Below are 23008 nucleotides of genomic sequence, written 5' to 3' on the forward strand. Positions count from 1 at the left end.
GAGTTGTTGGACGTAGTGCTTAAATTTTATCGCGCTGAAAACGGGTGCAATGACAAATTTTATCGATACTTTTACTGCATTTTATCATTTATATCAGCGCAAATATGGCCATTGACGATATGTATATCAACATCAGTCATAAAATTAACTAGTCATTGTTTGATAACTTTCTCAGACTTAAACGAAAAAGAATACAGAGCTAGCATACCTTAGTTTCATTGTATTCTTACTATACGAGCCACTCAATTTATTGGAGTAAATAATGTTAGAACATGGATCGTTTAACTTGAGTCTCATTGACCAAACTATCATTAGCGAAGCATTTGGTTCTTGGAATATCGAAACAGCAATACGTTGGGCTGATGAGTTTAAATTACTTGTTGGTCAAATTAGTAACGCACCTTGGGCTTGTATCGTTGATCTATCAAATTTTGAATTGGCTCCTCTAGATGTGTGGGCTTATATAGATGAAATTAACCTTTGGTGTAATGTAAATAATCAAAAATACGAAGTCCTTATTTGTAGTTCATCACTTCAAAAAGCTATATTAGAAAAATCAAAAGGGAACCTAACCAATGTACAAACACATTTTTGCCTAAATTTAACAGAAGGAAAAAAATTACTCAGTAAGTATGGCGTTATAAATATCCTGAACTCAGGATAAGCAGCACTTGCTCAATGCTCCCTTTCAAGCCATTTTCTGCGTTAAAACGTTGATAAATAGCGCGCTATTCATAAAGGTTTTGCCTTGAAAATGGCATAAAATGAAGCATTGATAATATCTATTCGTGATGTTCACCTGGCTATAGCATTTACTTTATTACTTAAGCTTTTGGTTCACTTGAGTTTCAAGCACTCATTATCCAGAGTTCAGGTTAAATATATAGATCTTTGAGAAAGTACTGCTAATCGAGAGTTCAGGTAAGTTACGTTAACTTTTTTATAACCACACTTTTAATCATGTGTAGCCACTTAATCAATTAATTTACTTTATTTTGACTAAAATAATACCTGCCTAATATCACCAATAAAATACCACCTAAGACGAGTATTGATGACTCAATTAAACGCAGCGTTATCGATTCGCTAGTAAAAATCACTCCGCCTAATGCTGCAATTATGGGAACAAACAATTGCAAAACAGCAGCTTGAGTAACTGACAATCCTGAAAGTGCTATGTACCATACAAAGTAGCCAATACCAGATGCTATAGCACCAGATAACACTGCTAGCAAAAAGCCGTTTGAGCTAATATGTAAGTTATTAAAACTTAGCAGCACTAAAATTAGTATAAAAGGTGAAGTACGTAGAAAGTTAAAAGCCGTATCACTCAGGGCATGTTTAGATTTCCTGCCAAGTAGTGTGTAAAAAGCCCAGGCCATTCCTGAAACACTCATTAATATAAAACCGGTAAGTGAAGGAGTCGTAATACTCGGTAATATTAAATAAACAAAGCCGATAAAAGCACAAGTTAAGCCCAACCATTCTGAATAATGTAGTCGACTGCCAGAAATAACATTGAATAAAATCATAGTTATTTGCACAGCACCAAATAAAATTAAAGCCCCCGTTCCGGTGTCTAAAGATATGTAGCCAAACGAAAAAGTTACTGCGTAGGTAAATAACATTATTGCTGCTAACCAACTTCCTTTAGCGTTAGCTTTTAAACTGCTTTGAGGTTTTGATACATGGGATGTGAACTGCATCAGAATAAATAAAACAATAATGCCTGAAAATAATCTCACACTCGTAAAACTAGTTGCATCTATCGCTTCATCGCCAAGTGCTAATCTACAAAACACTGAATTAGCAGCGAAAGCAAAAAGTGCAAAAACTGTGCTTGCTATGATTTTGATATAAGTACTTTGCAAGACCTAAAACCTTTTAAAAAAAAATTGCTAGTTAAGCATGCACTATAAATTATTTTAGCTTGTAGTGTTTACAATATTTTTAATCTTAATAGTTCTATTTAATCATAGTTATACTGGATAAATTATTATTTGATTTTACTGACATCATTTTGAACAAAAGTGTTAACAAATTAAATTTGATAAAAGGGCACTTACTGGTCAACACTTGGCTTAATCCAATTTTTTTTAAGATTTGTTACCGATTTAAATAGCGTTTACACAAAACCTACACAAACGATAAGGTATAATTATTTATCAGTTATTTTTAGAGTTAAGATTATCAGCCAGAAAATTAATAAAGAGTGTGTCGAGTCTACCTCTGTAGATAACATTACAGTTGAGAATATGCAGTTAAAAGTGGCTACTTTTAATTTATTTAATTATCTAGAGCCGCCTGATGCTTTTTACGAATTTGAACGTATTTACAGTGCAGAGCAATGGAAAAAAAAGCAAAGATGGATCACTGCTTACCTAGATGAGCACCAGCCCGATATTATAGGTTTCCAAGAGGTTTTTAGTATTGAATCTTTAAAAAATCTCTTGTTAGCAGAAGGTTATAATTATTTTGCAGTGGTTGATCAACCTCAAGTAATTGATGATTTTATTTATAAAAGCCCAGTTGTTGCCATTGCTTCTCGATTTCCAATTGTGGCGTCAGATGCTGTATTACCAGATAAAGATTTAGCTCAAGCTTTAGGTTTAACGGATAATTTTAGTTTTAGTAGAAAGGTGATCAGAGCAACAATCGATGCACCGCATATAGGTCATTGTGATTGCTATGTTGTGCACTTTAAATCAAAACGTTCTATGTTTGATATGGAAGAAAGCGAATTAAAACGTACACCAGAAAAAACAATTGTTGATACTTTAAAAGCACAAGTTTCTGGCAGTTGGGCCTCAACCATTCAACGTGGTAGTGAGGCTACGTTGCTAATGATAAACATGATAGGGCGGCGAGAAGTTACCAACAATCCAATGATATTAATGGGTGATTTTAACAATACTCTTAATGACGGTATTTTAAGTCATTTGCTAACAAATTCGTTAAGATTCGTTTCTGTTATTGACCAAAATGCCTATCTTGCCAAATACTGTTTATATGACGCTTGGGATTTATACAAAACAGCTTTATATAATGAAAATCCATATAGTACTGATAATAAAGAGCTTTGTTATAATTCCATGGTTACGCGTAACCCAACACATTACTTTGGAGCCAGTGGATCTGTACTTGACTACATTTTATTATCGTGTGAATTTGATGCTAGCTACCATGACAGTTTATACCAAGTAAGTGATTATAATACTTATGACCGACACTTAATAAACCCAAGTTTTGAACGTGATGATCAGAGTACCGACCATGGTATTGTCTTAGTTACGTTAACCTTAAGATCATAATAGCTAAACTTTTAAAGCTTGAAAAATGAAGGCAGCAGTTATAAATACTTTCGATAAATAATTCGGTGAATAACGCTGCTTCCATCTACTTTTTAAATAGGTTAATCAAAGAATTTACTAGGTTTACCGATAAGTAACTCAGGTTTACTGGTTAAGCGCGGCATCCAAGTTAGCGAGTTTTACAACATCACCAGCCTTTAAACTCTCTAAATGGATGTCGCCAATGCGAACTCTTACCAATCTTAATGTCGCAAATCCAACAGCAGCGGTCATTTTTCTTATCTGACGGTTTTTCCCTTCACAAAGCGTAATAGAAACCCAACTTGTAGGGCCATGTTTTGCATCACGTATTTTCTGCCCACGAGCTGGAAGTTCAGGCTCCAAATCTAGCTTAAAAGCTTGGCAAGGCAGGGTGGTATATTGAGTACCTTTAATAGTGATCTCAACGCCATTTTTCAGTTTTAGTATTGCTTGTTCAGTTATATCGCCATCAACTTGCGCGTAGTATTCTTTTTATATGCCTTTGTCTCTGACTTTGTAGCTCATCATGCCGTTTGTTGTTAATAGCAATAAGCCTTCAGAGTCGTGATCTAATCGGCCAATCGCCATGGTTTTATCTGGGAAATTAGATAGCTCTCCGAGTAAATGTTTCTTCTTTCGTGACTCAGGTAAAAACTGGCTTAGAAAACCATAGGGCTTAAATATTTTAAAGTGCTGGTGGTGTTGATTTGACTCAATACGCTCTGTTGAACCGGTCTGATTCGAGGCGTTGTTAGCTGTTTTGTTAGGGTTTGGCATTAAAGCTTGAACGTAAAGTTTTTGAATGGGATGACATTATATCGTTACTCTAAATCAGATGCACGGCTCCTGTAGAGTGGCTTGTTTGAGCAAGTAAATAGGTTGATAATTAAGAAATTAGGCAATTAAAAGATGAAACTTTCACGAACGTGTATTTACTAAGTAACTGTTATTATGAGATATTAGACGAGTAAATTACTATTACAATGGAACAATGATGCACAAAGGACAATTAAAAAGCTGGGAGGATGATAAAGGCTTTGGTTTCATTCAATGTAATGATCTTAAACAAGACACCTTTATACATATATCTACCTTAAAAGCCATGAGTAGAAAACCGAAGGTTGGTGATTTCATCTATTTTGAGGTAGAAACACAAGTCAATGGTAAGTCTAGAGCAGTTAATTGTCGCATTGAAGGCGTTGCAGCTAAAGCAAACTCAGCACATAAGCCAAGATATCAGCAAAGACACAAGCCTCGTATTCATAGAAATAGCACTGCACCTAAGAGTAAACTTGTTTTAATACTTATTGTAATCGCTATTTTCGTTTTTGTATTTCAACGCTTGGGCTTAGTAACTCAGTCTTCGCCAGTACAGCATCCGGTCGACACTCCAGCACCTAAGGGTTCATTATTAAATCGTGCTTTCACGGAGACAAATTCACAATTCTCTTGTGACGGCCGACAGCATTGCAGCCAAATGACATCACGCGCAGAAGCTGTGTATTTTATTAATCATTGTCCGAACACAAAAATGGATGGTGATAGGGATGGAATTCCTTGTGAAAGAGATACGAGATTTTAAAGTGATTGCATTAGAAGTGCTGCCACAGATAAACTGATTTAGTTTCCCTGGTAAATGATTAAAGTAACATCTTACAAAACTTCATATAAATTGATGATCGGTTATCTGATAGAATTGTTTAACCCTAAAGGTCATGAAGTAATCAAGGCTCCATTTGGAACCAATTTTAAACTTTACATTTTGGCAGTGATTACGAGATAGAGAGACACAGCATTCACATACCCCACTATGTCCGATACTCTTCAGTATTGGACATAGTGTATATAATGCATTAAACTCGTTTCATTACGATAATCATACTCAGAATGAAAAATTAAAATGCGATTAAATAAGCCTGTACCTTTATATCCACCGTACCTAGATTTGTGTGAATTCGATCTTGAAGATTATCCAGAGTTAAATGATATATTCTGTGCAAACGAACCCTGGTGGCTTGAGCAATTTAATTGGGGAAAAGTTTTTCTTACTTACATTGGCCGAAATAAATCTGAGCATACTTATGACAGATTTAGAAATGACGTTGAGCGTTTCTTATTATGGTCGTTCATTGAAAAGCAAAAACCTATAGACCAATTACGTAAATCTGACTTTTTAGAATATGCAGACTTTTGTTGGCAGCCGCCAGTAACTTGGATCGGTACTTCAAATCAAGAACGTTTTAAAATAGCTAACGGATATTCCTCAGCAAATGAACATTGGTTTCCATTTAAGATCCAATCGCCAAAAAGTCAAAAAGCTCAATTTGTTATTGATAAAAAGAAATATCGACCATCACAACAAACACTAACGTCAATGTTTACCGCGATTATTGCTTTCTACAATTATCTGATGTCTGAAGACTTTTGTGTTGGTAACCCTGCACAAATTGCTAAAAAAGACTGTCGGCACTTTATCATTGATTCTCAAGTTAAAGAAATCAAGCGTTTAACGACTAGCCAATGGCAATATGTGCTCGATACTGCAGTTGAAATGGCTGATGAGAACCCTATTTTTGAACGTAATTTATTTGTTATTGCGGCGTTGAAAACGTTATTTCTACGTATATCTGAATTATCTGAACGACCTAATTGGTCTCCTGTTATGAGCCATTTTTGGCAAGATGAAGATGAAAACTGGTGGCTTAAGGTATTCGGTAAAAGTAGAAAGCTCCGTGATATTACGGTCCCTGTCGATTTTTTACCCTTTTTAGAACGTTACCGGAGTTCACGTGGCCTTATTGGTTTACCCGCGAGTAACGAAAATTCAATATTAGTAGAAAAAGTACGTGGCCAAGGTGGCATGACCTCACGCCATTTGCGACGTTTGGTACAAAGTGTTTTTGACCAGGCCTATGAAAACATGAGAGTTTCTGAAAGTGCCAATAAAGCACTCAAACTTAAAGAAGCGTCTTCACATTGGCTAAGGCATACCGGTGCTAGTATGGAAATTGAACGTGGACGCCCTCTTAAAGACATTTCTGAAGATTTAGGCCATGCAAGTATGGCAACGACTGATACGGTATATGTACAAAGTGAAAACAAAAAACGTGCAGAAAGTGGTAAGAAACGAAAAGTAGACTAACAAATAATTTATATAGACAGAAAATATAGTTGTTAATAAATTTCAGTTACTTGAGTATGTTTACATGCTAAGCAGTTCTTTTTATTTACAATTAATATCAACTTTTAACATGGGCTACATTGTTTTCACTCTGGTCTTAGCTTAATGTAGTTATTATATTTTGATAAGCAATTGGGGCAAAAATGCGTGATGAAAGTTCTTACATTCCACCAAAAGTTTGGCAATGGGATACTAGCAGTGGCGGCAATTGGGCAAAGATTAACCGTCCAATTTCCGGACCTACACACGAAAAAACATTAACAACAGGTAAACACCCTTTTCAGCTTTATTCTTTGGCTACGCCTAATGGTGTCAAAGTCACTGTGATGCTTGAAGAGCTACTAGCAATGGGCATTAAAGAAGCTGAGTACGATGCGCATTTAATAGACATTAGCAATGGCGATCAATTTAGTAGCGGATTTGTAGAGGTTAACCCTAACTCCAAAATCCCTGCGTTATTAGATGTAAGCAATGGTAAAACACGATTATTTGAATCAGGCTCAATTTTACTTTATCTTGCTGAAAAATTTGATGTTTTTTTACCTAAAAATATTGAAGCCAAGGCAGAATGTATGTCGTGGCTATTTTGGCAAATGGGTAGTGCACCTTATCTTGGCGGTGGCTTTGGTCATTTTTATGCTTACGCACCTGATAAAATTGAATATTGTATCAACAGATTTTCAATGGAAGTTAAACGTCAGTTAGATGTTCTAGATAAGCATTTAGAAAATAATCAATACATCTGCGGTGATGAATATACAATTGCAGATATTGCTATTTGGCCTTGGTATGGTGCGCTTATGTTAAATCGATTATACGATGCAGCTGAATTTTTAAATGTGACTTCTTATAAAAACCTTATGCGTTGGGCTAAAGAAATAGACAGTCGCCCTGCCGTTAAGCGCGGCGTTATGGTTAATAAAACCTGGGGAGAATTATCCACTCAGCTACATGAAAGACATGAAGCAAGTGATTTTATAAATAAAACCCAAGATAAATTAACCGATGACAAATAACCCGCTAATATAGTGAATTTATTTTACGGTTAGAATAAGCAGATCAAAAAAGAGCGTATTTATACGCTCTTTTTAGTTAATTTAAGTAATTATATACCTAACGATTTGCACCAATTACTCGCATTTACAAACTCTTTATGAATAAAGTTAGCATCAAGTCTATATAAATCAGTGAGTTGTTGAATGTTCTCACCGTTACCAGTAATGTAATTTGTCGTTAATTCTAATAGCTCACCCAACAAACCAGCATGATTTACTAAAGCATCTACAATAGGTTGCGCTAATGGCATAGTTTTTACTATTTCGTCGATTGGCATACTTAAAATAACTTCTATTGAGCTTAACAAACCAGTAATAAAAGCAAAGTCTTTAATTTCAACAAATGCACTTTCTGAGGCAAGCGATGCCATTAATCTAGCGGTGATTAACGATTGTTTGGAAACTTCACTAAATTTATTTGTGGTTAATTTAGATAAAGCAAGTATGGTAACAAACTGCTTTAATTTATCTTCACCTAAATAAGCTGCAGCTTGTTTCAAAGAAGTAATTTCTATTCGTGTACCGGTTGATACGTTGTTGACCAATTTTAGTAAACCTAAAGTTAAGTTTACATCGTGGCCAATAATTTCTGCTATATGGTCAAAGTCTAAAGGCTTATTAAATGTTTCACTGATTAAATGTAACATTTGCGATTTTATTGGCGCTAAACTTTGTCCTTCAATAATTTCAGGCTCGTGGTAGAAAAAACCTTGGTAGTAATCAAAGCCAACTTCTGCCAATGATTGTAATTGGTAGTTTGTTTCAACTTTCTCGGCAATGAGTTTGATGTTAAAAGGTTTAATGCGCTCAACAATAGGCCGAATACGTTTTGCATTTGTCACTTCAGTATCAATTTTTATCATTGAAATATAGGGGAATAAACTATCCCACTTATCATCAAGATCATATTCTGAGAGTGCTATTTGGTAGCCTTTGTCATGATAATATTTAACTATTTTTAATAAACGTTCTGTCGCTGATTGATGACCAACAAGTTCAATAACTATGCTCGCTTTATCAAACATCAATGGATACTTGTTTATTAAACACTTTTCTGTAAAGTTTAGAAAAGCTAATTTACCTAAGCTGACAGAGAGAATATCGCCTTGAAAATGATTCTGAATAATGAGCTTTGACGTTGCAATATCTTGGTCAATTTCAGGAAATTTATTATTTGGGCTATCTCTAAAGAGTAGCTCGTAACCAACCGTTTGATGATTTCTGTCGAGTATAGCCTGACGGGCGATATAACTTATTTTCATAGGTAGATTATTAATATTTTTATTGTATTTAAAACATACCTTATTATGCATGTTTTTGAAAAGCTATTTAAGAGGAAATAACGCAAGTTTTTGATTTTTATCTATGCTACTGAATAAAATGTTTAATAAGCGCGTATCTGCAATTATTTTGATAATATTATTGCATGCTTTTTAACTTTTAAAGTAAGTAATTCGCCATAGTGAATATCTTCTATGTAGGGTGCTAATAATTCTAATTGATTAGCCGGCTGAAAATGTTCAGTTTTAGTTTCAATTTGTGGCTGATATATAAATGCTGGTATTTCATTACTGCCTTTTAAGATAAAACACCGTAAAAATTTAAAATTTTCTGCTGGCATATCAGTATGCCATTTTACTTGCTTAAATAAGTAGTCGTGTTGATTTAACGTAATGCACTTCACAAAAAACTTAGCGTTAATTGTCGCGGGATAAAACGCTTCAATACTTAAGCCCAGTGCTTTAAATTTATCCACTTGAGCCTTAATCGTTCCGTCAGGAAACCTAGCATCACCTGCTTTACCCGAAGCAACTTGATGTCCTTTAACAACAATAAAATTAAACATTTCTATTTGAGATGACATGATATCGAACTATACCAGCATGAAAGACCTAACACCAAATAGGTGAATAAATTATTATCTTTAAATGCCCTACCTATGTTAATTCTACTTTCTGTTAGTTCAAAACCAGCTAATAGGGAATGTAAATCAGCTTTACATTTTTAAATTTAAACATAAAGCTTTAACGCGCTAGGTATTAGTTAACAATTTTTGATGCAATATTGTATTTTCCATCGATATTTTCAACATCCTTTAATCCTAGCGCACGTGAAATTATTGGCAAAACATGAATATTTTCAAATGGCTCTACTTGTTTATCTGTTGAAAAATCGGGGCCTGTGGCAATAAAAATAGCATCAATATCTCGATTGAACATTGGATCATAACCATGTGTTTCAGCTGTATCGTAGTGTTTTTTACTCCTAAATATGTAACTAGGGCTAGCTTCTACAATTGCATTAGGTATCACAGAATTTTTCCGGTTAAAGTGCCAGTGCGCAGGGTAATCTTCATATATATACAAGCGATAACTAGGATCACTAGTATTAGACTGCTTACTTTTAAATAAGTTAATACTTTGTGTTAATTCTGCTTCATTATCGCTGTACAAATATAGTTGTGTTGAACCGTTTATCGCTTTCACATTACCGACAATATTTTCCTCCCAATCAATAACATGATGCTTTTCAATTTTAGTCATACCATGATCAGAGACGATAACTATATTCACTTGGCCATTAAATTCTTGATTAATTTGAGCGACAAAGTTAGCCAGTAAATCATCAAGTTCATGAATTGCCGTGATCAGTTGCGGTGAATTTTCTCCATATTTATGTCCGGCATCATCAATGCTTGCAAAATAACCAGCAATAAAATTTGGACGTTCAACTGCAGGTAAACGTAACCAGCTAATTATCTGATCAAGTCGTTGCTTGTTAGGCGTAGAGTGTTTGTAAGGAAAATAATAACTCGGCGTTTGATTATTAATGGGGGTTTCTGATTCTGGCCAAAAGTAAACTGCTGATTTATTGCCCTGCATTTCATTGATATGCCATAAAGGTTCAGCGGTTAACCAACGTTGGTCGTTTTTACCATCACCTAGTTTATATACTTGCTCTATTTCTCGGTGATAAAATGCATTATGAACAATGCCATGATTTATTGGGTAAACTCCGGTAATAATACTCAAATGATTAGGAAAGGTTTTACTTGGATAAACCGGTAATAACGCTTTAGCGCTAGTGCCCTGCTCCATAAGTTTCATTAATGTTTTTGGCTTATATTGCGTGATATAGCGTTGAGCAAAACCGTCTATAGATAATAGGACTAAAGGGACTTTAGCCAAGGCGACTGAAGAGCTTAAACAGCACAGAAAAATACTCGCTTTTAAATACATTTATAAGGCCGAAATTAAATGAGTTTTATGGAAACTAATTTAATTTATAAACTCATTTTTTACAAGCGAGGAGTATTTGGATGTCTGATAATAATATGAAGATAAATAACTAACGCGTAATATGTCGCATTAGTTATTTATTATAGTTTTCTAGCAAATACTAAGCTTACTCGAATAGATCTAATATATTAACGAGATCTTTTTTACCATTAGAAATTTCGTCTGGTGTTAAACCTGATAATTCATGTGGGAATACTAACCAATCTTTTGACTCATGAATAAAATAATCAGGAACCAAATCGACTTTTGAGTTGGTTGGTTTATACCAAGGACAAGCAATTCTGACATCTTTTGGCATATTATTACGCGTTAATTTTTTCATTTGTGTTATTAACGCTTCAATACTACGACCTGAGTCAAAAACGTCATCAACAATTAGTAAACCATCATCGGCATTTGCGTTTTCAATAATGTAATGCAAACCATGAACTTTGATTTCTTTACTTTGTTGATTAATACCATAATAAGAAGATGTACGAACAGCTATATGGTCAGTTTCAACTTTTTTAAAATCAAAGTACTCTTGAACCGCAATACCAATAGGTGCGCCACCGCGCCAAATACCAACAATAAACTGTGGTCTAAAACCGTCTTCAAATACTTTCGCTGCAACACGAAATGAATCTTCAAGTAACTCTTGAGCCGTGATAAATCGCTTTTCCATTGATGGGCTAGCCTTTTTCTAATTAATGTATCGTAAAAACATTATAACGTGTTTTTCATTAAGCTGAGTACCCTTGTTATTAATTTTATGTTTTATCGATTAATTATTAAGCGCTAAATAATGTATTTTTAAAATATATAAATGTTAACGATTTAGTCTTTTAATGAACGCGTTTTAGTATATTGAGTTTTACTAGGTATTGATTATCAAGTTGAGGTACTTTATTTTTAGCAATTGCTTTCTTTATATACTGTTGAGCTTTAATCTTGTCATCTAGCATGTAATGTACTTTAGCTAAGCCAAAATAAAACTCATGCACATTATTGTTCAGTTTTATTGCTTTTTTATAGTGATTTATTGCTTGTAAATAATAGCCTTTATGAAAATTTTCATCGCCAAGTAATGCATAATAATAAGGGTTATTTGCACGTTTTTGTATAATATGACTGTCAATTAACCTAGCTTCCTCGGATGCACCTCGGCTATGTAAAAGTTTACTTAAGTTCTCCATAGCGGTTAAGTTCGCTTGATTTAGGTATATTGCATGTCGATACGTTGATAGTGCAATTTTATCTAATCCTTTCATACGATAAAGAATGCCTAAGTTACCCCAAGCTGATGAAAAACCAGGATCAACCTCTGTCGCTTTTTTCAAATAGGCATAAGCAGCTACATAATTATTGTTTACAAGTGCATTTGCTCCTTTGTTATTATAAAACATAGCAATAACGGTATTTTTATTAATTCGCTTTTTAGGAAAGACCTTTTTCTTCACATAAGGATCAAAGTCAATTTCGATGCTTTGTCTATCAAAAAATAATAAGGTATTCGGTGATTTATTTTGTAATACAGATAGGTTTATATGCCCTGTTAACATATTCGCTTCGCCATTTCTTACCCAGTACTCCGGCACTTCAATACTTTGAAATACCACATCTAACTGAGCCTCTTTAGCAATAGCGTAAGCCATTATCGTTAAAGATAAACAATTAGCCTCTTTATTTCTAAATGCTTGTGAAGCAATGACATTAGCACCCGATTTATAGGCTAAATTTATATTTTCTGCGCCAAAAAATTGATTGATTAGTTTTGTTGCTTTTGTTTGAGGATCACGCAGTAGACTAATGTTTTTAGCCATTAGTTTCATTTCGTCATTTAAAGCAAAAATCTCCAGTTCCGTTTCAATGGCGATGCGTTTATACCCTTTGAATTTTTTATCGACTGTCACTGGTGCATGTTTATTTGCGATATATTTACTTTGAATTTTGTGAGTAGATTGGCATGCAGATAAACAAAGGCTGAACATAGCCAGAAATGAGATTTTAAGTGCTATTTTCATTTGAGCTCCTAATAAAGATACTACCGGACCTTATATATAAGCATAGACAAAATCTTAAAAAATAGCCCAATTTACAACCAGCACTTGCCTTAAAAAGCCCTTTTATTTGTGAAAATAATGCAAATAACCAATAACTAACTGAATTAATTACAAAATGAGACAGAAATAATTATCATTCCCTGTTATTCTTTAAAGTAATTTAATCGTAAAATTTTGTGGCCATAAATATATGAAAAAAACACTCGCCGGATTTTTCACCGGAAGTGCTATAGCGGTTGTCATAATTGTAGCGACCAATAGTTATAAACTTTATAAAAACAAATATGCCACTATAGATCCTCAGCTTAAGGAAATATCAGGTATAGAGTTCGATGTGCATAAAAACCTTTGGGCCATTAATGATGGCGGTGATGATCCTAATTTATACCTCATTAATGATAAAGGCAGTGTAGAGAAAACGATAACCGTTACAAACGCTAAAAATATTGACTGGGAAGATATGACTCAAGATGATTTTGGTCATTTCTTTCTCGGGGACTTTGGCAATAACGATAATCTAAGAAAATGGCTAACCATTTATAAAATAGAAAATCCTATTGATATAAAAGGCGACACTACCCAAGCAGAAATTATAAAGTTTAAATATCCAGAACATGTAAACTTCCCACCAAAGCCCAGTGAAATGGAGTTTGATGTAGAAGCATTTGTTTTTTATAAAAGGCACTTATACCTTTTCACAAAAAATCGCATGGTACCTTTTAATGGCATAACTAATTTATATAAAATTGGTGATCATGCTGCTAATTATGACGCGAAAAAAATTAGTAAGTTTAAAACCTGTACTTTAGCAATAAAACTGTGTTGGATAACATCAGCTGCACTAAGCCCTGATAAGAAAAGATTAGCATTGTTAGACTCACAACGAATTTGGTTGTTTGAAAACTGGCAAGGTGACGATTTCTTTTCAGGCGATAAATACCGAATTGATTTAGGTATTGTCACTCAAAAAGAAGCCATTACTTTTCTAGATGAAGAAACTATTATTTTTACTGATGAAGAATTTCATGGTATTGGTAGAAATGTTTACGAAATTAACCTCAATGAAGTTGAAAAGCATAAGCTTTAATAGTGACTAGGTTCGATTAGTTGAATACTAAGACATCGTTAATTAATTCAGCATTTACGCACTTTTAGCTAAAAAAGTGCGTAATAATTTTGTTTATTAGAGTGCACTAGTTATCTTGCCCCATCGAAATAAACCCCTTTTGCCCTCTAACCCGCGAAATCCAAGCATTAATAGCGGCAAAGTTTGATAGATTAAAGCCCCCTTCATTGGCAACATGTGTATATGCAAATAATGAAATATCGGCTGTAGTTAACTTATCACCAACTAAATATTCACTACGTTCAAGTTGTTGGTTCATTAAATCTAAGGCTTTATAGCCACCTGCTTGTTTTGATAAATACTCGTCACGCCTATTATTAGGCAAGCCTAGATACTTTTCTATAAAACGTGCAACGGCGATATAGGGTTCATGGCTGTATTGTTCGAAGAATTGCCATTGTTGCACTTTAGCTAAAGAAAATGGATCTACTGGTAATAAATAGCTGCCATTTGCCAAATAATTAATAATAGCGTTTGATTCCACTAAACACCGACCATCGTCAAGTTCAAGCAACGGAATTTTACCACTTGCACTTTTGTTTAAAAAACTAGGCGTTTTATTATCGCCTTTGAGAATGTTTATAGGCTGGTATTGGTATTCAATATTAAGCAAAGCACAAGTTAATTGTACCTTATAGCAGTTCCCAGACTGACTATCACCGTATACCTTCAAAGCAATCTCCTTTATTCAATAAATGGTTAGGAAAAATAATGACCGAGTTCTATAGTTAATCATATAACGGTTTATATTTATATATACATAGGACCACTATCATGATTATCCCTAAAGGCTTTGTTAAGGGCGAAGTAGTCAAGCTTAAGCAATGGACACACAATGAGTTTTCTATCACAGTAAATGCCAATATTAGCTCTTATACTGCAGGACAATTTACAAAATTAGCTTTATTAGACAGCAATGGTGAATGGCTAAGGCGAGCATATTCATTTGTAAACTCTCCTAATCATAAAGCTGGACCAAGTAATATGGAGTTTTTAATTATTAACGTACCCAATGGCAGTTTAAGCCCAAAACTCGCAAAGTTAACAATAGGAGATGAGGTGTACGTAGGAGATAAGCCCAGTGGGTTTATGACACTTGCTGAGATCCCAGCCAAGGTAAGTGAACTGTGGTTACTTTCAACGGGTACTGCCATCGGTCCATTTTTGTCTTTGTTAGATGAAAATGAAACACAAACGAGATTTGAAAAAATCGTATTAGTACACGCAGTGCGAACTAAAGCGGAATTGGTCTATCAAACGTTAATTAAAAAACTTCTACAACGTTATGCTGGAAAATTACGTTATCTCCCTATTGTTTCCAGAGAACAACACCCTGACATAATGTCAGGACGAATTCCTGAACTATTAAAAAATAAGAGATTAATGCAAGCAATAAATATTTATCCACAAAAGCACAACAGCTTTTTTTACTTATGTGGCAACCCGGCAATGGTACATGACACGAGAGATATTTTAATCGAATTAGGATTTGAAAAACATTTAAGACGCTCACCTGGGCAATTTAGTTTTGAAAATTACTGGTAGGCTTATAATTAATATTTAGCGTTTACGGTGGCCATTTACAAATGTTGCAACAGGCTAAAAAATAACGTCTAAAAAACAAAACGGAATAGATTTCGTTTTAAAATAAACATCAAAAACAGCGTAGTTTACAGTTTGCTTATTGCTCAGTTCACCTCAAAATTTCTCTTACTAATTTGCTATGTTATACCCAAACTTTTTACTGAATTCTGCATCTTCAAAAGGCTTGGGTATTTCCAATAAACAAGGCTTAATCTTTAGCGATTTTAATCAAAATTTGTCTTAAATAATGATGTTTATTTAGCTACTAACTGAGATGAAATACTGAGCTGAACTACTTAAATAAAGTTTATCTATTTTGCATGTTTATCAGCTTTTTTTCGGGTATTTGAATAACCAAACATAGCCAGTATAAAGTGGTTAAAAGTAAAATTTGATGTATGTATTACTGCATTAATCCCTCAGCATACCTCACTAAAAATATAAACAATTTAGTCATTAAATATACCTGATAACTCTATTTCATTGGCATGAATCTATAGGCTGATTTTATAGAAATATTGTCCAAACAAAAATATTCATTAAAAAATTTTATCTATTTTTAAAACCTTTAATTGTAAGTGAATAGTCACTTCATATAAAATTCAGAGTTGTTGGAGTTATTTAACCGTGAGAGCTAGGGGTTGTCAGAGTTATTGAGCACAGAGATATAATAACCCCTAGAGTTATCTGGTTGTTGTAATTTAGAGTTACTGGGGTTAAGCTATAAAAAGGAATGATTAAGGAGTTAATTGATGAAATATCCGGTTTTGGTTTCACGAAATAACCAAGAGAATAATTACTTATTTTCTGTTGTAGATTTACCTGGTTGCCAAGTTAAAGCATCAACAATGGATGAAGGTTTTTTGTTGTTAAATGAGGCGATGGTTTCGCACTTAAAAATACTTGTTGAATATGGTGAACAAGTACCTCATGCAAAGACAATTGAAGCGCACATGTCTGTGTGTTCTGACCCCTCTCCAATTTGGGGAATATTAGATTTTGATATCGTTCCGTATATGGGGAAAAGTCATAAAATTAATGTCACCTTACCTGAGTTATTAATAAAGCAAATTGATGATCGGGTGGCTAAATCATCTGAGTATAAAACCCGGTCGGGCTTTATAGCGATGGCCTGCTTAACGGAGCTAACGAATTAAAAAGCTTTTAATATAATAGTGAATAACGGATCGAAAAAATAACAATAATCTAAGGTAAAGGTATTAAGTCAGACATTTGCTTTGGTATTATAGGCATAACAAATTCAATTTATAATTTTGAAGGTAAAGACATTGTCGATAGAAAATTCAAACCTTTTGCTACTGAGCAGCTCTCGAGTTGGCTCAACAGAATATTTAAATCACGCGTTAGAAATGATTAAAACTAAGCTTAATGGAGTAACCGAACTGTTATTTATTCCTTACGCTGGAGTTTCATTAAGTTATGATGAATACACTGCTAAAGTGCAAACGGCATTAAATGAGATAGGGATTAAGGTAACAGGTATACATGAATGTGATGACCCTGTTCTTGCCGTTAATAATGCGCAAGCTGTTGCTGTTGGTGGTGGTAATACTTTTCATTTGTTACATCAGTTGTACCAGAACGAGTTAATTGAATCTATTCAACATAAAGTGTCAACGGGCATGCCTTATATAGGTTGGAGTGCTGGGTCAAATATTGCGGGGCTAACTATTCGTACAACCAATGATATGCCGATTATTGAGCCAAAAAGCTTTAACGCCCTACAACTTGTAGATTTTCAGCTAAACCCACACTATACCGAGCATAACCCTGCAGGACACAATGGTGAAACGCGTGAACAACGTTTAGCAGAATTTATGGTGTTAAACCCTTCAACCCCCATTGTAGCGATTGTTGAAGGCAGTGCATTAGATATTAAGCAAGATACCATGAGATTAACTTCGGGTTTATCTGGCCCATTATCACAGGCGAATGGATTTGTGTTTAAATCAGGCAATAAATCTGTAATAACCACCGAAGATAGTTTAAACCACTTATTATAAACCCTATAAATTATTTTAAGCTGATATAACTTTCATACGTTATGAATAATTTTAAACTATGAAAGTTATATCGGGTTTATACAGAACATTGCTATATAGCAAGTAATCGCACGTTGCTTAAAAAATGGTGATTAATTAAGTGCAGTAAATAATGAAATATCTATTCGTTTGGCAGCAGTACTAATATCGTTATCAAAAGGTAATTCAGCTAGTTTAGGAACGGGTAATAATTGCGTTAGTTCATTAATGTTTTCTGATAAATATGGCATATTTTCTGTACAATTAGCTATCCAACCTAAGCAAGGTAAGCCATCGGCTATTATAGCTTGATAAGACAAAACAGCATGGTTTAAACAACCCAGTTTCATATTAACTACCAATATCACACCTTGAGCACTAGCTTGTACAAACTCAGATAAAAATTTTCCCTGCCCAAGTGGCAAGCGCCAACCTCCGGCACCTTCACAAACAATTACGTCAGCATTTAAATCAATTATTTCATTGTAGCCATCCTCAATGTCATGAATACTGATCGACTTTTGTAAAGTTGCAGCAGCTATATGAGGGGCTATTGGTTGTTCAAACGCTATGGGATTAACTTGCGAAATTGTTTGGTCGCAATTGGATTGCTTAAGTAACAACATAGCATCTTCATTAACCAGAACGTTATTAATTAACTCGCAACCGGCGGATATAGGTTTGTAAACCGCAACTTTTTTACCCGCTGTAACCAACGCTTGCACAATAGCTTGTGCGGCATAAGTTTTACCAGCATCTGTATCCGTTGCAGAAATGAATATTTTTAACATAGTGACTAGCTCTATAGCTTAAAATTTATAAAAGTAGGGTTAAGTGCGTTAATCACTTAACTTTACAACCACACCAGAAAACGCTTTGTAAGTTGCTGGGTATATTCCAGAAGGCTCTATAAAGTCTTGATAACTTTTAGTCATTCTTTGCCACTTGTCTTTACCCGCAAGGCCTTTAGCCCGCTTTTTAGGAACATGGTTGGCACCTAAGCTTTTTAATTCATGGGCAAGATGTAAAACATTTTCATATTCTAAAATGACATCTTGTTGCTTAGTATCGAGTAACTTACGATCTGGCCCGCTTAATAAAGGTCTAATTTCACACTCAGGTTTAAAGTCAATTACATGTTGGTCATTATCTACTTGCGCCCAAGCCGATTTCAATTCAAATAAAGTACCATCAATTAAAGTACTAAAAACAAATAAACCACCAGGCTTTAGTACCCGCATAACTTCATCTAGTACTAAATCGAGTGGATCACACCATTGGATCATCAAGTTCGAATACACTAAATCTATACTTTTATCTTGTAACGGTATTTTATATGCATCGGCTTCTAACCAATAAATAGTATTATCCCGATTGTCTTTAGCATAATTTAACATTTTTTTCGAAATATCTAAGCCAATAACTTGCTGATAACGACTGGCTAAAAGCTCGGTAAAAAAACCTGTGCCCGCGCCTAAATCTAATGCAGTTAAATCGTTACGATTAGGCAACCATGGCATTAAATGTTTGCCACAATAACGTTGTAAACGTGCAGAAGTGTCGTAAGAACTACTAGCAGAACCAAAAGATTTTGCTATCTTAAAACGATTCGTCTTTTCAGACATTATGTTATAACCTCATTGATACAATCAGCTAAGTAATTGATATCTTTATCTTCGTGACTCGCAGTTACGGTTACGCGTAACCTTGAGCTTTTATTTGGTACCGTTGGTGGGCGTATAGCAGTCAGCCAAATCCCCTTTTCTCTAAGCTTTTTACAAACCTCAAGCGTAGCAATTTCATCACCAATAACTATGGCATGAATTGATGAAGAATTTGTTATTAATTGTATTTTGTCACTGAGTTTTGACGCCAGTAATTGACTTAGTTCTGCAATTTTTTCTCTTCGCCAATGCTCATGTTGAATAATGGCAATACTCTTTTTAGTTGCCCACGCTAACGCTGGCGAAATAGCGGTTGAATAAATATAGTGGCGTGAGAAATTAACCAGGTAGTCAGCCAACAATTCATCACAGGCGACAAATGCACCACTCGTTGCAATACTTTTACCAAAAGTACCCATGACAATATCAACTTTGGCGATACTACTACTGCCTTGCCCTTTGTCACCAATAACACCAATACTATGTGCGTCATCTAAATAAAGTAGCGCCTGATGTTGCTGTGCAATTTTGGCAAGATTAGCAACATCAGCTTGGTCTCCATCCATGCTAAACACACCTTCAGAAACAATTACGCTATTTATATTGGTGTCGTATTCTGTTGCTAATGCTTGTTGCTGCGTTAAAAATCGCTGGAGTTGTGCGGTATCGTTGTGTAAAAAACGTTTTACTTTAGCATCGCTTGTTAAAGCACCATCAATTAAGGATGCATGGCTGAGTTTATCTAAATAAAGCTGGCAGCTTTCATGCCCTAGCGCATGCATTAATGCGTTATTTGCTGAAAAGCCACTTGCAAAGAGTAAACATTTAGGTTGGTTGAGCCAATCACAAATATCATTTTCTAATGCTTGGTGCGCATAAGAATAACCGGTAATTAAACTAGAGCCACTAGCACAGGCACCAAAACGCTCAGCGCCTTCGGTGAGTGCTTGGTTAATTTCTGCATGATGATTTAAACCAAGATAATCATTTGATGAAAAATTTAAATAACGTTTATCATCAATAGTGACATACCGCCCGCTTTGCTCAGCTACATTTTGGCGTACACGATAACGTGCACGCTGTTTTTGCTGTGCTAAATTGGCGGATAAAAACTCAAACGCCATACAGGTTAATTGACAGCGTTATAAAATAAATCACTGTTTTGTTGGTCAACAACAGCGGTTTTAAGCTTAGCTTCGTCAATCTCTGAACTTGCGATAGTTTCCGTGTTAATGCCTAAACGATCAAACAACATCATATCTTTGTTCGCTTCTGGGTTACCAGTAGTTAACAATTTACAACCGTAAAATATAGAGTTAGCACCAGCTAAAAAGCACATTGCTTGCATTTGTTCATTCATAGCATCACGCCCTGCTGACAAGCGAACATGACTTTTTGGCATCATAATACGTGCTACGGCAATACAACGAATAAATTCAAAATGGTCTAAATCTGCAACATCAGAAAGTGGCGTCCCTTCAATTTTAACTAACATATTAATAGGAACACTTTCAGGCTGTGGAGAAAGGTTAGCCAGTTGTGCTAATAAAGAAGCGCGATCTTTACTTTCTTCACCTAAACCTACAATACCGCCACTACAAACTTTCATGCCAGAGCTACGTACATTGCTTAAGGTGTCTAAACGATCTTGGTATGTGCGAGTTGTAATAATTTGATTATAATGCTCAGGCGATGTGTCTAAGTTATGGTTGTAATAATCTAAGCCTGCATCTTGTAATTCATCAGCTTGTTCTGCTGAGAGCATGCCAAGTGTCATACAAGTTTCAAGCCCTAATGCTTTAACACCTTTAACCATTTCAACAACAGCCGGCATATCTCTTGCCTTTGGATTACGCCACCCTGCACCCATACAAAAACGTGTTGAACCTTGGTCTTTAGCTATTTGTGCAGCTTCAAGTACTTTTTGCACTTCCATTAACCGTTCTTTATCTATGTCTGTTTTGTAGCGAGAGCTTTGCGAACAATATTTACAATCTTCGGGACATGCCCCAGTTTTAATTGACAATAAAGTACTAACTTGTACTTCATTAGGGTTAAAGTTTTCTCGGTGTATAACTTGGGCTTTAAACATCAAATCATTAAATGGCATTTCAAACAGCGCATTTACCTCTGCTGCTTGCCAATTATGGCGTACTTCACTGTTACCTTGGTTGCTATTATTAGCGGCTGTATTGGTAGAAGATTGACTTACCGCTGATGTTTGCTGTGTCATAATTATTCACTCGTTTTGAAATTGCATCTAGCATTATTAACGGGTAGTCTATGCGTCAACTGCAATATGTCAACTAATTTACTTAATCAAACCTTACATATGAACAATAAACAAACAGAATTACTCGAATTTGATAAAAACCACGTTTGGCATCCCTACACTTCTATGTCGAAACCATTACCCTCTTATTTAGTTGAATCAGCGAATGGTGTTCATATAAATTTAGCCAGTGGCGAAAAAGTTATTGATGGTATGTCTTCTTGGTGGTCAGTATTGCATGGTTATAATCATCCAGAATTGAATCAAGCATTAATTAATCAAACTGAAAAATTTTCTCATGTTATGTTTGGCGGCTTAACGCATGAACCTGCTATTACGCTATCAAAAAGCTTAATCGAAATAACACCACCTGGTTTGAATAAAGTGTTTCTAAGTGATAGCGGCTCTGTCGCTGTTGAAGTAGCATTAAAAATGTCGTTACAATATTGGCACAGTAAAAATAAGCCTGAAAAGCATAAAATACTCACCGTTAAAAATGGTTACCATGGCGATACTTTTGCCGCTATGTCGGTTTGCGACCCGGTAAATGGCATGCATCAACTATTTGAACCTGTGTTAATGAAAAACTTATTTGCACCTGCTCCCTCTATAGCTTTTGATGAGCAATGGGATGTTAAAGATATTGAACCACTCGCTGAAATGTTTGCCAAACATCACCATGAAATAGCAGCCTTTATTATTGAACCTATCGTGCAAGGTGCGGGTGGTATGCGTATATACCACCCAAATTACTTAAAAGCCTGCCGTGCGCTTTGCGACCAATATAATGTTCTATTCATCGCCGATGAAATTGCTACCGGCTTAGGCCGCACCGGAAAACTATTTGCTTGCGAGTGGGCGGATATTAGCCCAGATATTATTTGTTTAGGCAAAACACTAACAGGCGGTTATATGACACTTGCTGCCACCTTATGTACAGATGAAATAGCTAACACAATAAGTAATGGTGAAGCTGGCTGCTTTATGCACGGACCTACATTTATGGGCAACCCACTTGCATGCGCTGTGGCTAACGCCAGTTTAACTATATTAAAACGTAATGAATGGCAGCAACAAATTGCTGATATTGAAAGTACATTTCAACAGCAGTTGTTACCCTTAAAAACTCATAATCGAGTTGCAGAAATTCGAATTTTAGGTGGTATAGGTGTCGTTGAGGCAACAGAAAATGTTGATATGGCAGAAATACAAAAACGTTTTGTTGAGCTAGGGGTTTGGATTCGCCCATTTGGCAAGCTTATATATATTATGCCGCCTTTTATCAGCAATGAAGCCGAATTAACTACTCTGATAAAGGCAATCTCTATCGTGCTAGATGAAGATAAGTGTTTTATTCGAAACTAATATCCCCTGATAATGAATAAACTAAGCAGTTAATACATTTAAGAAA

21 protein-coding genes and 1 pseudogene are annotated in these 23008 nt (G+C 35.1%); 10 read left to right on the plus strand and 12 right to left on the minus strand.

Going from position 1 to position 23008, the window contains the following annotated elements:
* The first annotated feature begins 262 nt into the window (after positions 1–262).
* On the plus strand, positions 263–664 hold the full coding sequence (locus B6A32_RS10060; RefSeq protein WP_085303556.1) for a hypothetical protein: 402 nt from the start codon (positions 263–265) through the stop codon (positions 662–664).
* Positions 665–980: 316 nt separating this feature from the next.
* Here B6A32_RS10060 and B6A32_RS10065 read toward each other — a convergent pair whose 3' ends face one another.
* Positions 981–1871, minus strand: a complete 891-nt coding sequence (locus tag B6A32_RS10065) for a DMT family transporter (protein WP_085303558.1) — start codon at positions 1869–1871, stop codon at positions 981–983.
* 384 nt (positions 1872–2255) lie between these two features.
* Between B6A32_RS10065 and B6A32_RS10070 the strand changes: the two genes are divergently transcribed.
* On the plus strand, positions 2256–3311 hold the full coding sequence (locus tag B6A32_RS10070; protein ID WP_085303560.1) for an endonuclease/exonuclease/phosphatase family protein: 1056 nt from the start codon (positions 2256–2258) through the stop codon (positions 3309–3311).
* 144 nt (positions 3312–3455) lie between these two features.
* Here B6A32_RS10070 and B6A32_RS10075 read toward each other — a convergent pair.
* Positions 3456–4109: pseudogene (locus B6A32_RS10075) on the minus strand (pseudouridine synthase).
* Positions 4110–4326: 217 nt separating this feature from the next.
* Between B6A32_RS10075 and B6A32_RS10080 the strand changes: the two are divergent.
* The 3 genes from B6A32_RS10080 to yghU all read left to right on the plus strand — a co-directional run bounded on the left by B6A32_RS10080 (position 4327) and on the right by yghU (position 7529).
* On the plus strand, positions 4327–4914 hold the full coding sequence (locus B6A32_RS10080) for a cold shock domain-containing protein (RefSeq protein ID WP_085303562.1): 588 nt from the start codon (positions 4327–4329) through the stop codon (positions 4912–4914).
* A 318-nt stretch (positions 4915–5232) separates the two neighbouring features.
* A complete protein-coding gene (locus B6A32_RS10085; RefSeq protein WP_085303564.1) occupies positions 5233–6474 on the plus strand; it encodes a tyrosine-type recombinase/integrase in 1242 nt (413 codons plus the stop codon).
* A 182-nt stretch (positions 6475–6656) separates the two neighbouring features.
* Positions 6657–7529, plus strand: a complete 873-nt coding sequence (gene yghU, locus B6A32_RS10090) for a glutathione-dependent disulfide-bond oxidoreductase (RefSeq protein WP_085303566.1) — start codon at positions 6657–6659, stop codon at positions 7527–7529.
* Positions 7530–7618: 89 nt separating this feature from the next.
* Here yghU and B6A32_RS10095 read toward each other — a convergent pair whose 3' ends face one another.
* The 5 genes from B6A32_RS10095 to B6A32_RS10115 form a co-directional block, all read right to left on the minus strand.
* Complete coding sequence (locus B6A32_RS10095; RefSeq protein ID WP_085303861.1) at positions 7619–8830, minus strand: EAL and HDOD domain-containing protein; 1212 nt, start codon at positions 8828–8830, stop codon at positions 7619–7621.
* Positions 8831–8973: 143 nt separating this feature from the next.
* On the minus strand, positions 8974–9432 hold the full coding sequence (locus tag B6A32_RS10100) for a hypothetical protein (RefSeq protein WP_085303568.1): 459 nt from the start codon (positions 9430–9432) through the stop codon (positions 8974–8976).
* A gap of 175 nt (positions 9433–9607) precedes the next feature.
* A complete protein-coding gene (locus tag B6A32_RS10105) occupies positions 9608–10807 on the minus strand; it encodes an alkaline phosphatase family protein (protein ID WP_085303570.1) in 1200 nt (399 codons plus the stop codon).
* 166 nt (positions 10808–10973) lie between these two features.
* Positions 10974–11531, minus strand: a complete 558-nt coding sequence (locus B6A32_RS10110) for a phosphoribosyltransferase (RefSeq protein ID WP_085303573.1) — start codon at positions 11529–11531, stop codon at positions 10974–10976.
* Between the two features lie 160 nt (positions 11532–11691).
* Positions 11692–12870 carry a tetratricopeptide repeat protein gene (locus B6A32_RS10115; protein WP_085303575.1) on the minus strand — a complete coding sequence of 393 codons (1179 nt, stop codon included), beginning with the start codon at positions 12868–12870 and terminating at the stop codon, positions 11692–11694.
* 229 nt (positions 12871–13099) lie between these two features.
* On the opposite strand from B6A32_RS10115, the gene B6A32_RS10120 reads away from it, so the two are divergent.
* Entirely contained in the window at positions 13100–13996 is an 897-nt protein-coding gene (locus B6A32_RS10120; protein ID WP_085303577.1) for a hypothetical protein, read from the plus strand.
* Positions 13997–14102: 106 nt separating this feature from the next.
* Here the strand turns inward: B6A32_RS10120 and B6A32_RS10125 are convergent, their stop codons facing one another.
* Positions 14103–14708 carry a glutathione S-transferase family protein gene (locus B6A32_RS10125; protein WP_085303579.1) on the minus strand — a complete coding sequence of 202 codons (606 nt, stop codon included), beginning with the start codon at positions 14706–14708 and terminating at the stop codon, positions 14103–14105.
* 101 nt (positions 14709–14809) lie between these two features.
* Here B6A32_RS10125 and B6A32_RS10130 point away from each other — a divergent pair, with 101 nt between their 5' ends.
* The 3 genes from B6A32_RS10130 (at position 14810) to pepE (ending at position 17643) form a co-directional block, all read left to right on the plus strand.
* Positions 14810–15580 carry a ferredoxin--NADP reductase gene (locus tag B6A32_RS10130; RefSeq protein WP_085303581.1) on the plus strand — a complete coding sequence of 257 codons (771 nt, stop codon included), beginning with the start codon at positions 14810–14812 and terminating at the stop codon, positions 15578–15580.
* A 791-nt stretch (positions 15581–16371) separates the two neighbouring features.
* On the plus strand, positions 16372–16776 hold the full coding sequence (locus B6A32_RS10135) for a type II toxin-antitoxin system HicB family antitoxin (RefSeq protein ID WP_085303583.1): 405 nt from the start codon (positions 16372–16374) through the stop codon (positions 16774–16776).
* Between the two features lie 138 nt (positions 16777–16914).
* Entirely contained in the window at positions 16915–17643 is a 729-nt protein-coding gene (gene pepE, locus B6A32_RS10140; protein ID WP_101685949.1) for a dipeptidase PepE, read from the plus strand.
* 131 nt (positions 17644–17774) lie between these two features.
* Here the strand turns inward: pepE and bioD are convergent, their stop codons facing one another.
* Genes bioD through bioB form a run of 4 tightly spaced genes read right to left on the minus strand, consistent with a single transcriptional unit; the run spans position 17775 to position 21435 of the window.
* Positions 17775–18452 carry a dethiobiotin synthase gene (gene bioD, locus B6A32_RS10145; protein ID WP_085303585.1) on the minus strand — a complete coding sequence of 226 codons (678 nt, stop codon included), beginning with the start codon at positions 18450–18452 and terminating at the stop codon, positions 17775–17777.
* A 48-nt stretch (positions 18453–18500) separates the two neighbouring features.
* A complete protein-coding gene (bioC, locus tag B6A32_RS10150) occupies positions 18501–19286 on the minus strand; it encodes a malonyl-ACP O-methyltransferase BioC (RefSeq protein ID WP_085303587.1) in 786 nt (261 codons plus the stop codon).
* Positions 19286–20449 (minus strand): aminotransferase class I/II-fold pyridoxal phosphate-dependent enzyme, encoded by a 1164-nt coding sequence (locus B6A32_RS10155; protein WP_085303589.1) that lies wholly within the window; start codon positions 20447–20449, stop codon positions 19286–19288. Before B6A32_RS10155 ends, bioC begins: the two co-directional genes overlap by 1 nt.
* Before the next feature lie 5 nt (positions 20450–20454).
* Positions 20455–21435 carry a biotin synthase BioB gene (gene bioB / locus B6A32_RS10160; protein WP_233131388.1) on the minus strand — a complete coding sequence of 327 codons (981 nt, stop codon included), beginning with the start codon at positions 21433–21435 and terminating at the stop codon, positions 20455–20457.
* Between the two features lie 222 nt (positions 21436–21657).
* Here bioB and bioA point away from each other — a divergent pair, with 222 nt between their 5' ends.
* On the plus strand, positions 21658–22962 hold the full coding sequence (gene bioA / locus B6A32_RS10165) for an adenosylmethionine--8-amino-7-oxononanoate transaminase (protein ID WP_085303863.1): 1305 nt from the start codon (positions 21658–21660) through the stop codon (positions 22960–22962).
* Positions 22963–23008: the final 46 nt, after the last annotated feature.

Source organism: Colwellia polaris (genome assembly GCF_002104515.1).
Classification (GTDB): domain Bacteria; phylum Pseudomonadota; class Gammaproteobacteria; order Enterobacterales; family Alteromonadaceae; genus Cognaticolwellia; species Cognaticolwellia polaris.